General features: G+C 73.0%; 14 protein-coding genes. 8 read left to right on the forward strand and 6 right to left on the reverse strand.

Going from position 1 to position 15,367, the window contains the following annotated elements; translation table 11 throughout:
• Position 1 precedes the first annotated feature (1 nt).
• The gene (locus ACLBX8_RS13965) at positions 2-886 is read right to left on the reverse strand and encodes a LysR family transcriptional regulator (protein WP_091677452.1); all 885 of its coding nucleotides are present in this window, start codon (positions 884-886) and stop codon (positions 2-4) included.
• A gap of 436 nt (positions 887-1,322) precedes the next feature.
• On the opposite strand from ACLBX8_RS13965, the gene ACLBX8_RS13970 reads away from it, so the two are divergent.
• The 3 genes from ACLBX8_RS13970 to ACLBX8_RS13980 all read left to right on the forward strand — a co-directional run bounded on the left by ACLBX8_RS13970 (position 1,323) and on the right by ACLBX8_RS13980 (position 5,366).
• Complete coding sequence (locus ACLBX8_RS13970) at positions 1,323-2,759, forward strand: HD domain-containing phosphohydrolase (protein WP_447699593.1); 1,437 nt, start codon at positions 1,323-1,325, stop codon at positions 2,757-2,759.
• Between the two features lie 31 nt (positions 2,760-2,790).
• Positions 2,791-3,816, forward strand: a complete 1,026-nt coding sequence (locus tag ACLBX8_RS13975; protein ID WP_447699594.1) for a histone deacetylase family protein — start codon at positions 2,791-2,793, stop codon at positions 3,814-3,816.
• A 191-nt stretch (positions 3,817-4,007) separates the two neighbouring features.
• Positions 4,008-5,366, forward strand: a complete 1,359-nt coding sequence (locus tag ACLBX8_RS13980; protein ID WP_447699595.1) for an MFS transporter — start codon at positions 4,008-4,010, stop codon at positions 5,364-5,366.
• Positions 5,367-5,411: 45 nt separating this feature from the next.
• On the opposite strand, the gene ACLBX8_RS13985 is transcribed toward ACLBX8_RS13980, so the two are convergent.
• Both ACLBX8_RS13985 and ACLBX8_RS13990 read right to left on the reverse strand, forming a co-directional pair.
• Positions 5,412-6,122 carry a DUF1013 domain-containing protein gene (locus ACLBX8_RS13985; protein ID WP_020093323.1) on the reverse strand — a complete coding sequence of 237 codons (711 nt, stop codon included), beginning with the start codon at positions 6,120-6,122 and terminating at the stop codon, positions 5,412-5,414.
• 210 nt (positions 6,123-6,332) lie between these two features.
• Positions 6,333-7,007 carry a TetR/AcrR family transcriptional regulator gene (locus ACLBX8_RS13990; protein WP_091926397.1) on the reverse strand — a complete coding sequence of 225 codons (675 nt, stop codon included), beginning with the start codon at positions 7,005-7,007 and terminating at the stop codon, positions 6,333-6,335.
• Positions 7,008-7,085: 78 nt separating this feature from the next.
• Here ACLBX8_RS13990 and ACLBX8_RS13995 point away from each other — a divergent pair, with 78 nt between their 5' ends.
• Together ACLBX8_RS13995 and ACLBX8_RS14000 are read left to right on the forward strand one after the other, a co-directional pair.
• Positions 7,086-8,336 carry an HlyD family secretion protein gene (locus tag ACLBX8_RS13995; protein WP_447699596.1) on the forward strand — a complete coding sequence of 417 codons (1,251 nt, stop codon included), beginning with the start codon at positions 7,086-7,088 and terminating at the stop codon, positions 8,334-8,336.
• Positions 8,333-9,925, forward strand: coding sequence for a DHA2 family efflux MFS transporter permease subunit (locus ACLBX8_RS14000; RefSeq protein WP_447715328.1), 1,593 nt, complete (start codon positions 8,333-8,335; stop codon positions 9,923-9,925). Before ACLBX8_RS13995 ends, ACLBX8_RS14000 begins: the two co-directional genes overlap by 4 nt.
• Before the next feature lie 12 nt (positions 9,926-9,937).
• On the opposite strand, the gene ACLBX8_RS14005 is transcribed toward ACLBX8_RS14000, so the two are convergent.
• Positions 9,938-10,978 carry an ABC transporter substrate-binding protein gene (locus tag ACLBX8_RS14005; RefSeq protein WP_447715329.1) on the reverse strand — a complete coding sequence of 347 codons (1,041 nt, stop codon included), beginning with the start codon at positions 10,976-10,978 and terminating at the stop codon, positions 9,938-9,940.
• Between the two features lie 176 nt (positions 10,979-11,154).
• On the opposite strand from ACLBX8_RS14005, the gene ACLBX8_RS14010 reads away from it, so the two are divergent.
• Positions 11,155-12,831, forward strand: a complete 1,677-nt coding sequence (locus ACLBX8_RS14010) for a cache domain-containing protein (protein WP_447715330.1) — start codon at positions 11,155-11,157, stop codon at positions 12,829-12,831.
• A 43-nt stretch (positions 12,832-12,874) separates the two neighbouring features.
• Here the strand turns inward: ACLBX8_RS14010 and ACLBX8_RS14015 are convergent, their stop codons facing one another.
• Positions 12,875-13,501: a TetR/AcrR family transcriptional regulator gene (locus ACLBX8_RS14015; protein ID WP_026604950.1), complete on the reverse strand. Its 627-nt coding sequence runs from the start codon at positions 13,499-13,501 to the stop codon at positions 12,875-12,877.
• 105 nt (positions 13,502-13,606) lie between these two features.
• Between ACLBX8_RS14015 and ACLBX8_RS14020 the strand changes: the two genes are divergently transcribed.
• Together ACLBX8_RS14020 and ACLBX8_RS14025 are read left to right on the forward strand one after the other, a co-directional pair.
• On the forward strand, positions 13,607-14,281 hold the full coding sequence (locus ACLBX8_RS14020; RefSeq protein ID WP_447715331.1) for a PspA/IM30 family protein: 675 nt from the start codon (positions 13,607-13,609) through the stop codon (positions 14,279-14,281).
• Between the two features lie 48 nt (positions 14,282-14,329).
• Positions 14,330-14,605: a YiaA/YiaB family inner membrane protein gene (locus tag ACLBX8_RS14025; RefSeq protein WP_020093331.1), complete on the forward strand. Its 276-nt coding sequence runs from the start codon at positions 14,330-14,332 to the stop codon at positions 14,603-14,605.
• A gap of 90 nt (positions 14,606-14,695) precedes the next feature.
• Here ACLBX8_RS14025 and ACLBX8_RS14030 read toward each other — a convergent pair whose 3' ends face one another.
• Positions 14,696-15,226, reverse strand: a complete 531-nt coding sequence (locus ACLBX8_RS14030) for a hypothetical protein (protein ID WP_419545403.1) — start codon at positions 15,224-15,226, stop codon at positions 14,696-14,698.
• Between the last annotated feature and the right edge of the window lie 141 nt (positions 15,227-15,367).

Raw genomic sequence — 15,367 nt, forward strand, 5'->3', positions numbered from 1 at the left:
CTCAGGCGCGCAGCTCCGCCACGAAGGCCCGGATGAACGGCGGCAACCCGTCGAGGTCGCGCAGGCACAGGGTCAGGTCGCGCCGCGCCCAGGCGTCGGCGAGGGGCACCACCGCGAGGGCGAGGCCCTGCGCGGCGCGGGCGGCGGCGCTCTCGGGCAGGATCGCCAGCCCGACCCGCGCCTCGACGAGACGGCAGACAGCGTCGAAGTCCCGGAGTTGGACACGCAGGCGCATCGGCCGCCCCTCGCGCACCGCCTGGGCGACGAGGAAGCGGCTGATGGCGCTGCGCCGGTCGAGGCCGACGAGGTCGTGGCCGAGCACCTCGGCGAACGGGATCGTCCCGCGCGCGGCCAGGGGATGGTCCCGGGCCGCCACCAGCACGAACCGGTCCTCCCGGAACGGGAAGGTCTGCAGCGAGCCGGTATCCACCGTGCCGGACAGGATGCCGAGATCGGCCGCCCCCTCGGCCACCAGCCCGACGATCTCCTCGGAGGTGCGCTCGTCGATCTCGACGCCGATCCCGGGGTGATCGGCCAGGAAGGCCGAGAGCGCCTCCGGCAGGAATTCGGTGAGCGCGTTGGTGTTGGCCAGCACCCGGATCTGCCCGAAGGCGCTCCCCGAGAAGGCCGCCATCTCCTCGCGCAGGCGCTCCACCCCGGCCAGGACCTCCCGGGCATGGACGAGGAGCGCGCGCCCGGCCGGGGTCGGGCTGACGCCCTGCCGGCCCCGGGTCAGCAGGGCGGCGCCGAGGGATTCCTCCATCAGCCGGATCCGCGTCGAGGCGGCCGCCAGGGCGAGGTTCGCCCGCGCGGCCCCGTGGGTGATCGAGCCGGCCTCGACCACGTGCCGGAACAGGCCGAGATCGACGAGATCGAACCGCATCATCGCGAAGGCGCCTCCCGCCGCGCCGTCCGGCCGGCGCGCTCCGGGCCGCCTGGGACCCGTCCCGGTCCCCGTCGGGGGGCCGCGCGGCCGCGTCAACCCTTCGTCCCGGAGCCGGGCCGCGGCGGCCGCGGCGATCCCCGTTACAGACGCGCCGATCCTTCAGGCGCCCCGGAGCGGATGAGGCCGGCTCTCCGCCCGTCGATCGCCGCGGCCTCACCTGTCTCCGACAGACGAGGACAGGAATTCACGCGCACTACGCCCCTGATTAAAATAAAACTTCCAAATATAGCCCAGAGCGAAGATTTACCACCCGTTAATGCCGCATCCTTCAATGCTGCTCGACAGTCTTGCGAGGCGTCGCGGCGATGGTTCCTGTGTCGACATACCCGGTCCGGCGGCCGCCCCGGGATCGCCTGCGCCGGCCCGGGAGCCGCTGATGGACGCGCTCCTCGTCGACGACAGCGCCACCATGCGGATGCGGCTGCGCCTGCTGCTGGAGGCCAAGCCCGACGTGTCCGTCACCGATCACGGCGACCCGGTCGCCGCCATGGTCGAGGCGCGGACGCGGGCCTTCGACCTCGTCCTGGTCGACTGCCACATGCCCGACATCGACGGGATCGCCTTCATCCGGCAGATGCGGACCATCCCGCACTACGCGCAGGTGCCCATCGTGATGGTCACCAGCGACATCTCGGACGCGGTGCGGCTCGCCGCCCTGGAGGCCGGAGCGACCGATTTCCTCGACAAATCCATGCAGGGCGTCGAACTCACCGTCCGCCTGCGCAACCTGATCCGGCTCGCCCGGGCGGTGCGGCGGCTGGCCGAGCAGGCCGCCTGGCTCGACGGCGAGGTGGAGGCCGCCCTGCGCCACATGCGCGAGCGCGAGGAGGAGATCATCTTCCGGCTCGCGCTGGCGGTGGAGTACCGCGACAACGACACCGGCGACCACACGTGGCGGGTGGCCCGCTACAGCCAGATCGTGGCCGAGGGGCTCGGGCTGGCGCCGGAGACCTGCCGCAACCTCTACCTCGCGGCGCCGCTGCACGATGTCGGCAAGGTCGGCATCCCGGACGCCGTCCTGCTGAAGCCCGGCCGGCTCGACCGGGACGAGTTCGACCTCGTCAAGACGCACCCGGCGATCGGCCGGCGCATCCTGGGCGGGAGCGCCTCCGAGCTGATCCGGCTGGCCGCGGAGATCGCCGAGTTCCACCACGAGCGGTGGGACGGTGGCGGCTACCCGCACGGGCTCGCCGGCGCCGCCATCCCCCTCTCGGCCCGGATCGTCGCGGTGGCGGACGTGTTCGACGCCCTGACCACGGCGCGGCCCTACAAGGACGCGATGCCCTTCGAGGCGGCCCTGGACTGCGTCCGCGCCGAGAGCGGTCGCCATTTCGACCCGGACTGCGTGGCGGCGTTCTGCGCGCGCTTCCCGGACATCCGCGTCGCCGGCGGGCGGACCCGGGCGGGCATGCGGCCGAGCGCCGGGCCGGTCACGGAACCCTGGGCTCGGGTCCCGACCCTGCTGCGCGAGGTCGCCCCCGCGGCGCCCGGCCCGGCGGAGTGGCGCGCCGACACCCTCGACAGGATCCTGGAGCCGTCATCGGCCCTGTCGGCGAACCCGGAGGCGTTTGCGCCGTTGATCCCCGACCCGCACGGATCACGGACGGAGCCGGACCATGACCCCGACTTGGAAGACGCTGCCGGAGATCGCCCTGGCGCACGGGATCTCCCTGGAGGATGCCCAGCGCCTCGTGGACGGGGCGAACTGCCCGAAGGTCTTCCGCGCGGACGGCACCGTCTACCTCATCTGAGCCCGTCCCATCCGGGTGCATCCCATGCGGGCGCGCCCCGCGAGGCCGTCCCGGGCGGATGACGCGCGGCCCGGCGGGCCCTAACCTGCCGGCATGCGCATCGTCCACACGCCCGATTCGAGCCGGCACGATCCCGAGCGCTACATGCGCCGCGGCGCGCCGATCCCGCATCCCGAGCAGGCGGCCCGCTACGCGATCCTGCGGGACGCGGCCGTCCGGGGCGGCCACGACCTCGCCGAGCCGGCCGATCACGGCCTCGACCCGATCCGGGCGGTGCACGATCCCGACTACGTGGCGTTCCTGGCCGAGGCCTGGGCGCGCCGGGACGCGATCTCCGGCATCGGCGACGAGATCCTGACCGGGGCCTTCGCCCGGCCGCAGATGCACCGGAAGCCCGCCGGCCTCCTCGGGCGCCTGGGCCTCTACACCGCCGACACCTCGACGCCGATCCGCGCCGGCACCTGGGCGGCGGTCTACGGATCGGCGCAGTGCGCGGTCGCGGCCGCCGACGCTGCGCTGGCGGCGGGGCACGCCTACGCCCTGTGCCGCCCGCCCGGCCACCACGCCTACGCGGACTCCGCCGGCGGCTTCTGCTTCCTCAACAACAGCGCCATCGCGGCCGAGCGGATGCGCGCCGCGACCGGCGGCCCGGTGGCGATCCTCGACATCGACGTCCATCACGGCAACGGCACGCAGGGGATCTTCTACGCCCGCGCCGACGTGCTGACCGTCTCGGTCCACGCCGACCCGTCCGACTACTTCCCGTTCTTCGCCGGCTACGCCGACGAGACCGGCGCCGGGGCGGGGGCGGGGTTCAACCGCAACCTGCCGCTGCCGCCGGGCTCGGGGGACGCGCCCTGGCTCGAGGCCGTCGAGGCGGGCCTCGCGGCGATCACCGCGCACCGGCCCCGGGCGCTCGTGGTGGCGCTCGGCCTCGACGCCGCCGCGGACGACCCGATCGGCGCCCTCGCGGTCTCCCGGGGGGGCTTCGTCGGGGCGGCGGAGCGGATCGCCCGGTCCGGGCTGCCCACGGCGCTGGTCCAAGAGGGCGGCTACCTCTGCGCGGCCCTGCCGGACAACCTCGCGGCCTTCCTCGCCGCCTTCGACGCCGCGCGCTAGGCCGAACGCCGCGGGCGCGCAGAAGGTGCCCAGTGCAAGGTGCGCAGTGAAGCTGCGCAGTGAAGGCGTGATGCGATCGTGATCGCCGGGGCGCCGGATCGGCCGCCCGGATATGGTCGACCCGATGCCACAACCGACCTATCAGGGCGGGGCGGGCGCCGCAGACGCGTCCCGGGCGGGAGGAACGGGCGATGGACGCGGGCGACGTGGGCATGCGCGAGGCGGCCGGCGCTCCGTGGCACGCGGGTCTCACCCGGCGCCACTGGCGGATCCTGTGGGGCAGCTATCTCGGCTGGATCTTCGACGGCTACGAGGCGGTGGCCCTGGTCTACGCCCTGCGCCCGGCTTTGGCCTCGATCCTCACCCCCGAGCAGGCCCAGGCGCCGGCCTTCTACGTGGGCCTCGCCATCGGCATCACGCTGCTCGGCTGGGGGATCGGCGGCCTGATCGGCGGGATCGCGGCCGACTACATCGGCCGCAAGCGCATGATGATGGTGTCGATCCTGGGCTACGCGCTGTTCACGGGGCTCACCGCCTTCGCGGAGAGCTTCACGCAGCTCGCCGTCCTGCGCTTCATCACCGGGCTCGCCATCGGCTCGGAATGGTCCACCGGCATCGCCCTCGTGGCCGAGACCTGGCCGAACCGGGCCCGCCCGAAGGGCTGCGGCTTCCTGCAATCGGGCTTCGGCGGCGGCGCGGTGCTCGCCGCCATCGTGTGGGCCGTGCTCGCCGCCACCGAGCCCCTGGGCGCGGAATCCTGGCGGATCCTGTTCGCGCTGGGCGCGCTGCCGGCCTTCGTGTGCCTGTACCTGCGCCGGGCGCTGGAGGAATCCGAGCAGTGGATGCGGGCGCTCAAGGCGCAGCGCTGGGCGGCCACCGCCGAGGATGCGGAGGACGCGGACCGGGCCCCGCGGAGCGCGCGGCGCCCGTTCTCCCTGACGGAGATCTTCCGCGAGCCCGAGAGCCGTCGGCGGGTCCTGCTCGCCACGCTCCTGTCCTTCGCCACCACGGTGGGCTGGTGGGCGGTCTCGTCCTGGCTGCCAGCCTACACCGAGGGGCTCGCCAAGGCCGCGGGCGCGCCGGCCAATGTCTGGGGCCCGCGCATGGGCATCGTCTACAATATCGGGGCGATCACCGCCTACGTGATCTCGGGCTTCGTGGCCGACGCGATCGGGCGCCGCGCCTTCCTGCTCGTGACCTATGCCGGCTGCATCGCCACGTCGCTCGCCTGCTACCTCTGGACCGGCGGGCTGGTGCCGTTCATGGCGCTCGCCTTCCTGAACGGGTTCTTCACCCTGGGCTTCGCCTTCTCATGGATGGCGATCTACCTCGCGGAGCTGTTCACCCCGGCGGTCCGGGCGACGGCGTCGAGCGCGGTCTTCAACGGCGCGCGGCTGATCGCCTGGATCTTCCCGATCCTGGCCGGGCAGATCGTGACCGCCTTCGGGGGCGTCGCCGCGGCGGCGCTGACCCTGTCGAGCGTCTACGTGATCGGCCTCGTGGTGCCGTGGTTCATGCCGGAGACGCGGGGCCGGCCGCTGCCGGAATAGGTCGGTCCGGCCCCCGCTCGGTCGGAGCGGGGGCCGGTCCTGGTCCTAGTCCTCGTCGTCCTCGTCCTGGTGCCGGCCCTTGAGCTTGGCGAAGACCGAATCGGCGTCGAGCCGCTCCTCGCGGCCGCCGTGATCGTCCTCGTGGTCCCGCTCGTCGGCGTCGCGGGCCGTGGAGACCTCGGTCGGCAGCAGCGAGGCGCCGGACTCGGCCGCCACCGCGGCCGGGCGGTCGGCCGCCGCGCGCTGGACCTCGAAATCGAGGTTGATCTGGGTGGTCAGGCCGAGGGTGACCGGGTCCATCGGCTGGAGCGAGCCCGAGTTCCAGTGGGTGCGCTCGCGGATCTGCTGGATCGTCGACTTGGTGGTGCCCACGAGCCGGATGATCTGCGAATCCTTCAGCTCGGGGTGGTTGCGCAGCAGCCACAGGATGGCGTTCGGCCGGTCCTGGCGGCGGGAGAGCGGGGTGTAGCGCGGGCCCTTGGTGGTGCGCTTCACCTCCGGCAGCTTCACCTTCGAGACGGCGGGCTTGAGCTTGTAGTGCGGCGCCTTCTGGGCCTTCTCGATCTCGTCGCGGGTCAGCTGGCCGGTGGAGACCGGGTCGAGCCCCTTGATGCCGGCTGCGACCTCGCCGTCGGCGATGCCCTTCACCTCCAGCGGGTGCAGCTTGCAGAAATCGGCGATCTGCTCGAAGGCGAGCGAGGTGTTCTCGACCAGCCAGACGGCGGTCGCCTTCGGCATCAGCGGACCCTGGGACATGCTTCTCGTGCTCCGGCCTGGCGGGACGGGGGCCGGGCATCGGGCCGCGGGCTCCGGATGACCGATCCGGATGTCCCGTCTCACGCTGTCGAATGGGGATGACGCACTATAGGCCCGGGCGGGGAGGGGCGCAATCGCGGGTTGGACCCGTTCGGAGCCCGGCGTGCCGATTCTACCGGCGGCCGGATCACCGGCGCCGACTGGTCGCCCTCAGCGCGGGCGCACCCCGTCGAGGAACAGCCGCACCGCCGCCTGCCGCCGCCGCTCCTGCGCCTCCGGGTCGGTGGCGATGCCGTAGAGGGTCGCCTGGGACGACCGGCCGAGGACGAGGCTGAGGAACAGGTCGGCCGCGATCTCCGGATCCGCCACGGCGATCCGCCCGCGCCGCGCGAAGGCGTCGAGCAGTTGCGCCACCGCGCGCACGCCGCGCAGCCAGCCCTCCTCGTGGGCGAGGCGGGCGAGTTCGGGAAACTGCAGCGCCTGGGCCACGAGGTTGCGCTTGAGCATCGCCGCGCCCGGCGACTGCCCGTGGGCCAGCAGGGTGCGGCTGAGATCCTCCAGGGCGGTCTCGACGTCGTCGCTCCCGCCCTGCGCGGCCTGGGCCTCGGCCGCGGCGGAGAGCGGCGCCAGCCACGCGGCGATCCGCTCGCGCAGGACCGCCTCGAACAGGGCCCGCTTGTCGCGGTAGCGCGCGTAGACCGTCGGCTTGCTCATCCCGGCGGCCTCGGCCACCGCGTCGATGGAGGTGGCGTCGAAGCCGCGCTCCAGGAACAGAGTCGTGGCGACGGCGATCAGGTGCGCCTCGCGCCGGGCCGCCTCCGCGCGGGTCGGCCGGCCGCCGCGCCGCGGGCCCGCCTCCGCCCGCTCGATCTCCGTGACCGTCACCCCGCGATCCTCCTTGCTCACCACCGCCGTTCGTCCTATTAAAACGATACCGTACCGTTTTGATTCTGGCCAGACCCGATGGACGCACGTCGCAGCGACAGCTTCAAGAGCGCCGACCCGGTCGCGGGTGCGCCGCTCACGACCCCGGTCACCGCCCCGACCACCGCGGCTGTCACGCCCCCGGTCTCCGCGCCGGTCCCGGCCACCGTCTCCGCACCGGCGCCGCGCCGCCGCCGCGCGCGGATCGTGCTGCCCTTCCTCGGCCTGCTCGCGCTGGGCGGGGCCGGGACCTACGGCTGGCACTGGTGGAGTGTCGGGCGCTTCCTCGAGGTGACCGACGACGCCTATCTCCAGTCCGACAAGGTCACGGTAGCGCCGCGCATCGCCGGCACCGTCGCGGCGGTGCTGGTCGGCGACAACCAGCCGGTGAAGGCCGGGGACGTCATCGCCCGCCTGGACGACCGGTCCTACCGGGTCCAGCTCAGGCAGGCCGAGGCCGAGGTCGAGAAGGACCGGGCGCAGATCCTGGGCGTCGCCTCGGCGATCGTCCAGCAGCGGGCGCAGGTCGCCTCGTCGCGGGCCGACCTCGCCAACGCCGAGGCCGCCCTCACCTTCGCGCAGCAGGAATACACCCGCTACCAGAACCTGCTGCAGACCGGGTCCGGCACGGTGCAGCGCCAGCAGCAGGCGGAGTCCGACCTGCGCCAGCGCCACGCCGCCCGCGACAAGGCCGCCGCCTCGCTCGACGCCGCGCAGAAGCAGATCGACAGCCTGCAGGCGCTCGAGGCCAGCACCCGCGCGAGCCTGGAGGGCGCGCAGGCCAAGGTCGAGGGGGTGAGGCTCGACCTGAGCTACACCACCATCGTGGCGCCGATCGACGGCGTGGCCGGCGACCGGGCGCTGCGGATCGGGCAGGTCGTCTCGGCCGGCACCGGGCTCCTGACCCTCGTGCCGATGGGCCGCGACATCTACCTCGTGGCGAACTTCAAGGAGACCCAGACCGGCCGCATGGTCGAGGGCCAGCGCGTCACCTTCACGGTCGACGCCTTCGGCGACCACGCGTTCCGGGGCCGGATCGAGAGCTTCTCCCCGGGCACCGGCTCGCAATTCGCGCTGCTGCCGCCGGAGAACGCCACCGGCAACTTCACCAAGGTGGTGCAGCGCGTGCCGGTGCGCGTCGCCCTCGACCCGTCGGATCCGCTCATCGCCCGCCTGCGCCCGGGCCTGTCGGTGGAGGCCACGGTCCACACCCAGGATCCGGTCGAGCCGGTGCGGCCCGCCCGGCCGAAGCCCGCTCCGGCCCTCGTCAGCGAGGCCCTGCCCCGATGAGTCCGGCCCCGACGAGCCCCGTGCCGGCCGTGGCCGTACCCGAGGCGAAGGCGAGCGCCCGGGACTGGCTCGCCGTGTTCGGCGCGATCCTCGGCGCCTTCACGGCGATCCTCGACATCCAGATCACCAACGCGTCGCTCGCCGACATCCAGGGGGCGCTCGGCGCCTCCACCGAGGAGGGGAGCTGGATCTCCACCGCCTACCTGATGGCCGAGATCATCGTGATCCCGCTCACCGGCTGGCTGTCCTCGGTGATCGGCCTGCGCCGCTACCTCGCGGTGAACACCATGCTGTTCACCGCCTTCTCGCTGGCCTGCGCGCTGTCGACGACCTTGGGCCAGATGATCCTGTTCCGGGCCGGCCAGGGTTTTACCGGCGGCGTGCTGATCCCCACCGCCATCGTGATCGTGCGCACCCGGCTCTCGAAGGCGCAGCAGCCCATCGGCATCGCGCTGTTCGGGCTGACCGCGACCTTCGCGCCCGCGATCGGCCCGACGGTCGGCGGCTGGCTCACCGACAACCTGTCGTGGCACTACATCTTCTACCTGAACCTGATCTTCGGACCCGTGGCGGCGGCGATCCAGCTCGGCGCCTTCGACAGCGTGCCGGCGCGCTGGGGCGAGCTGCTCAAGGGCGACTGGATCGGCATCGGCCTGATGGCGATCGGCCTGCCGGCCCTGACCTACGTGCTGGAGGAGGGCCAGCGCAAGGACTGGTTCGGCTCGCAGGTCATCGTGAACATGTCGCTGCTGGCGGTGGCCGGCATCGCCGGCTTCATCGTCCGCGAGCTCACGACCGAGCGCCCGTTCATCAACCTGCGGGTCCTGGCCAACCGCTCGGTCGGCGGCGCCTGCGTGCTGATGACCGTGCTGGGCGCGGTCTCGTTCGGGTCGATCTACATCATCCCGGTCTACTGCGCGCAGATCCAGGGCTACAACGCCCAGCAGATCGGCTACGTGGTGATGTGGTCGGGCCTGCCGCAGCTCGTCCTCTTCCCGATGATGCCGCTGCTGATGCGGACCTTCGACGCCCGGGTGCTGGTGGTCACCGGCACGCTGTTCTTCATCGCGAGCTGCTGGATCAACGTCGGCCTGACCCACGATGTCGGCGCCGGCCAGCTGATCCTGCCGCAGCTGATGCGGGCCGTCGGCCAGCCGCTCTTCACCATCCCGCTGTCGCAGCTCTCCACCGTCGGCCTCGCCCCGCGCGACACCGCGGACGCCTCCGCCCTGTCGAACATGATGCGCAACCTCGGCGGCTCGATCGGCATCGCCATGCTGTCGACGATGATCGACCGGCGGGAGCACTTCCACTTCTCGATGCTGGCCGAGGCGATCACCGTCAACGCCACCCGCACCCAGGACCGGCTCGCGGCGCTCGCCGCCGGGATGCACACCCGCATCGCCGACCCGCTGGCCGCCAAGGGCGTCGCGCTGGGCCAGCTCGCCGCCCAGGTCCGCCGCGAGGCCTACGTGATGGCCTACGCGGACGGGTTCTGGCTGGTGGGCGTGAGCCTCGTGGCGAGCCTCGCCGTGGTGGCCATCCTCAAGAAGCCGCAGCGCGCCGCCGGGCCCGTGGAGGCGCACTGAGCGGCCGGGGTCCTACCGCCCCGGCAGGTTGTGGACGATCGGGAAGAACGTGTCCTTCCAGTCCTTGGGCTCGGTCTTGATGGTCTTCATCGCGTAGAAGTGCCGGGCCTGGAGCATGATGCCGTAGGGCGTGGTGGAGAAGTTCGTCCCGGGCTCCTTCATGATCTCGACCAGGGTCTCGGGGGGCGTCTTCTCGTTGGTGGCCGCGACGTAGTCCTTGGCGGCCTTCAGCGGATCCCGGGCGATCTCGGCATTGGCCTCGTCGATGGCGGCCACGATAGCGGCGGCGAGCTTCGGGTTGCGGTTGTACCAGCCGGTCCGGGCGTAGAAGATCGCGTTGCTCACCGGCTCGCCGACCATCTCGTAGGAATTGAGCACCTTGTGGATCGCCGGGTCCTGCAGCTCGCGCTGCTGGAACGGCGGCAGCGAGAAGTGGCTGTTGACCTCGTTGTGCGGGCTCGCCAGCGCCGCCACGGCGTCGGGATGGCCGAGCTGGACGGTGAGCGGGTCGAGCTTGGTGGCGTTCTCGGGCCCGAACGCCTTCTTGGCGGCGATCTGCAGCAGCACAGCCTGGGACGAGACCTTCACGGAGGGCAGGGCGATCTTGTCCTTGGACGAGAAGTCCTTGAGTTCCTTCACGTCCGGATTGCGGGTGAGCAGCATCATCGGCGTGGTGCCGACCCCGCACAGGCCCTTCACGTCGCCCTTGGTGCGGTCGTTGAGCAGCAGCATGTTGGTCGAGCCGCTGTCGACGATGTCGATGTTGCCCGAGAGCAGCGCGTCGTTGCCGGCGGCGCCGCTCGTCAGGTTGACCCACTCCACCGTGACGTCCCCGAGGCCCGCGGCCTTGGCGTGCTTCTCGATCAGCTTGTGCTGCTCGGCCAGCACCGCGGGCAGGTAGACGAAGCCCGGCTGCCGGCTGATCCGGACCTTGGCATCGTCGGCCCGGACGGGGGTGGCGAGCGCCAGCCCGGCCAGCAGGAGGACCGATCCCGCCCGCAGGAGCCGACGGCGGCCCGGCAGCAGCGAGCCCGTCCGAGACGTACGCACCATGACGCTTCTCCCTGTGGCCCGGCGCGATCCTGAGCGGCGCCGGGCTTTCGTTGGACGGGGAGTGGACAGGCTCGGGCCGGCGCGCGCAAGGCCGTCTTCACGCTCCGCTAACGCAGAAGCTGCAAAATACCGCACGTTGAAATCATCTTCTTGCAATCATCATCGCGGGGGCGTGGGTGAAGATCGGGCTCGGAGCGAAGCTCCACACCATCACGGCCACCGCGCTGGTCGGCATCGTCGCGGTCTCGGGCATCGGGCTCGTCAGCCTGAAATCCCAGGTCGAGCAGGACCGGATGGCCAAGACGCGGAACCTCACGGACGTCGCCTACGGGGTCGCGGCCTATTTCGAGGGCGAGGAGCGGGCCGGGCGCCTGTCCCGGGCGGACGCGCAAGGCGCCGCGATCCGGGCCCTCAAGGCCCTGCGCTACGACGACAAGGAGTACTTCTGGGTCAACGACATGCAGCCCCGCATGGTCGCCCACCCGATCAAGCCTGAGCTGGAGGGCAAGGATCTCGCCGCCGTGCAGGATCCCACCGGCAAGCGCCTGTTCGTCGACTTCGTCGAGACGGTGAAGCGGAAGGGGCAGGGCTTCGTCGACTATTACTGGCCGAAGCCCGGCGCCGACGCCCCCGTGCCGAAGCTCTCCTACGTGCGCGGCTTCGCCCCCTGGGGCTGGGTGATCGGCACCGGCATCTACGCCGACGACACCGCGGCGATCCTGCGGGACGCGGCCTGGAAGGCGGCGGCCGGCATGCTCGTGGTGGTGGCGCTGATCGGCCTGCTCGCGGCGCTGATCGGCCGGCGGCTGACGCGGCCGCTGCGCGCGCTGAACGGCGCCATGCACCGCCTCGCGGCCGGCGAGACCGCCGTGCCGGTGCCGGCACGGGAGCGCCGGGACGAGATCGGCGCCATGGCGGGCGCCGTGCAGGTGTTCAAGGACGCGCTGATCGCCAAGGCCGAGACCGACGCCCGCGCCGCCGCCAGCGCCGACGGGGATGCCCGGCGGGCCGCCGCCCTCGACCGGCTGACCCGGTCCTTCGAGACCCGGGCCGGGACCCTGAGCCGCGGCCTCGCGACGGCGGCCGCCGACCTCGAGGCGACGGCGCGGACGCTGACCGTCACGGCCGCCCACACCACCGAGCGCACCGGCGCGGTGGCCGCGCAGGCGGCCGGCACCTCCGCCGACGTCCAGACCGCCGCGGCGGCCACCGAGGAGATGTCGGCCTCGGTCCAGGAGATCGCCGGGCAGGTGAACCGCGCCTCGGAGATCGCCGGGCAGGCCGCGATCAGCACCCGCCAGGGCGAGGCGACCGTGCGGGCGCTCGCCGCCGGCACCGAGAAGATCGGCGACGTGGTCGGGCTGATCGCCTCGATCGCCGGCCAGACCAACCTGCTGGCGCTCAACGCCACGATCGAGGCGGCCCGCGCGGGCGCGGCCGGGCGCGGCTTCGCGGTCGTCGCCTCCGAGGTGAAGGCGCTGGCCGAGCAGACCGCCAAGGCGACCGAGGAGATCTCCGGCCAGATCGGCCGGATCCAGGGCGAGACCCGGGACGCGGTCGCGGCGATCGGCGCGGTCGGCCGGACCATCGAGGAGATGCGCGGCATCGCGGTCGGGGTCGCGGCCGCCATGGAGGAGCAGAACGCCGCCATCCAGGAGATCGTCCGCGGCGTGGCGAGCGCCGCCACCGGGGCGCAGGGCGTGTCCGAGAACGTCGTCGACCTGCGCCGCGGCGCCGACGAGACCGGCAGCGCCTCCGAGCAGGTGCTGGCGGCCGCACGCGACCTCACCCGCGGCTCGGACGAGCTCGACCACGCCGTGAAGGCCTTCCTGGCGGAGGTCCAGGCTGCCTGAGGGCGCGGCCTGAGGGTGGCCTGAGGGGCGGGCAGGGCGGCGCTCAGCCCGCGGAGAAGCCCCGGACCGCGGCCCGCACCAGCGCGTCGATCATCGGCCGCACGTCGCTGACCCCGAGGGGACCCAGGCTGCCGAGATCGGCGAGATAGGTCATGCCGTGGACGCTGGACCACAGCGCCCGCGCCATCACGGGGATCGCCGCCTCGCCGAGGCGGCCACCGTCGCGCAACACCCCCTCCAGGATCCCGAACAGGGCCGCGATGTCGGCCTGCACCGAGTCCGGCGCCGCCACCGTGCGCCGCTCGAAGATCGCCGCCCAGGCGGCGTGGTGCTCGGCCGCGAAGGCGAGATACGCGTCGGCCAGGCACAGGAGCCGCGCCTCCGTCTCCCGCGACGGACAGGCTGCCAGCGCCCCCGCGAGGGTGTCCCGGAGCCGGCGCATGGTGACGGCGTTCGCCTCCAGGCGCAGCACTTCCAGGCTGTCGAACTGCGTGTAGACCGAGCCGACCGCCGTGCCGGCCCGCTCCGCGACGCCGCGGGCGGTCAGCGCCGCCGCGCCGCCCGCGTTCAGGATCGCCACCGCGGCCGCGATCAGGGCCTGGCGATCGGCCGCCCGATCGCCGGGCTCCTTCCGCGGCCGCCCCCTCACTTTTTTATGAACCTCGTTCATTTTATCCCTTGCGGCCCGGCACGTCCCGTGTTTACTTGTTTCATGAACGACGTTCAATCAAATCCGGACGCGGTCCGGCCCGTCGTTCCCGCGAGGTGAACCGTGATGAGGACCCTCTCCTTCCTGATGCGCGGCGTGATCGCCGACAACGCCCAGGCGATCCACGACGCCCATGCCGTGACGATCCTGCGCCAGCAGATCCGGGACGCCGCCGGCGCCCTGGCGACCGCCCGGCGGGAACTCGCCGTCGCCATGGCCTACCACGCCGCCGAGGCGCGCGCCCTCGACGCCATCGGCACCCGCATCGACACCCTGTCGGACGGGGCGCGGCGGGCGCTCAGCGACGGGCGCGAGGATCTCGGGACCGAGGCGGCGATCCACATCGCCGCCCTGGAGGACGAGCGGGCCGACCGCCGGGCCGCCGCCGAGCGCTTCGCCGCGGAGGTCGAGCGGCTGAAGCGCCTGGTCGCGCAGGGCGGCGAACGCCTGCGGGACCTCGACCGCGGGCTCCAGACCGCCCGCACCACCGAGGCGCTGCGGCGGGCCGGACTGGAGGGCCGCCGGGTGACGACCCTGTCGGCGGGGGCGCTCGGGGAGGCGGAGCGGACGCTGGCGCGCCTGCGCGAGCGGCAGGCGGCCGAGGCGGACGTCGCCGCCGCGCTGACCGCGCTCGAGGCCGAGGCCGCGGGCGGGATGGAGGCCGACCTCGAGGCGGCGGGCTACGGCCGCCCCCGCACCGACCCGCGGGCCGTGCTCGACCGCCTCAGGGCCGGCGCCTGACCGGCGCCGCACCGCTTCCCCTTCGATCATTCCTCAGGAGACCGCACCATGACACCGCAGATGCCCCATACCGGCGCCTGGAAGACCTTCACGCTGGTCAGCTTCGCCGTCGCCGCCGCCATGCTGACGTTCGGCATCTTCTTCCTGCCCGCCGACATCTGGATCAAGGGCTACCTCGCCATGGCGTCGCTGTTCCTCACGGGCACGACCTTCACCCTGGCCAAGACCCTGCGCGACGAGCACGAGGCGAAGCGGCTGATCAACAAGATCGAGGACGCCGCCACGGAGCGCGTCCTGCGCGAGGTGGTGCCGGGCCGGCTCTGAGGCCCGGCAGGCCCGCGCCCCGACCCGGGCGGCGCGCGTCCGGGGTCGGGGAGGCGGCGCGCGGCGGAGCGCGGCACCTCCCCGGATCGCTCACGCCGCGGCGTCCAGGAACCCGGCCACGACCCGGGCGAATTCCGGGGTCCGCAGGTAGCCGTAGGATTTGTGCCGGTTCTCGGCGCCGTCCGGCCTCCGGTAGGCGTTGATCACCGGTACGTCCCGCACCCGCACCCCGGCGGCGTTCGGCGCGTAGAGGGCCGCGAGGTCGTCGCCCACCGTGGCGATGTCCTGGCGATCCATCAGGTTGGTCCAGGCGGCGAGCGCCGCAGGCACCCGGAGGTCCCCGTGCTCGTCGGCGAGCTTCAGCTTCAATTCGGCGAGCCCGAGGGGCGCGCCGAGGGTGACGAGGTCGCAGCGGGGCATCGGCGTCCCGTCCGCCTCGGCGGCGCGCAGCACGTCGTAGGCGATCAGGCCGCCCATCGAGTGCGCGGCGATCAGCACGCGGTCCGCCGCGGCCGCCGCCAGGGCGTCGCGCAGGCGCGCCCGCGCCGCCGCCCGGAAGTCCGCGTCCTCGTAGTAGCCCCAGAGGTCGTCGAGGCGGTATTCCAGGATCAGGTCGTCCACCGGCGTCAGCCCGGCGGCCTCCTGCAGGTGCGACAGGCCGCGGTAGATCCGGTCGGTGAGGGTCGGCTCGGCGCGCTCCGGCTCCCCCGCCGGGGAGGGGAACGGCCCGAGGCCGTGATCGGGGCGGTAGGGCTCGCGGTT

The sequence above is a fragment of the Methylobacterium sp. D48H genome (assembly GCF_053345715.1).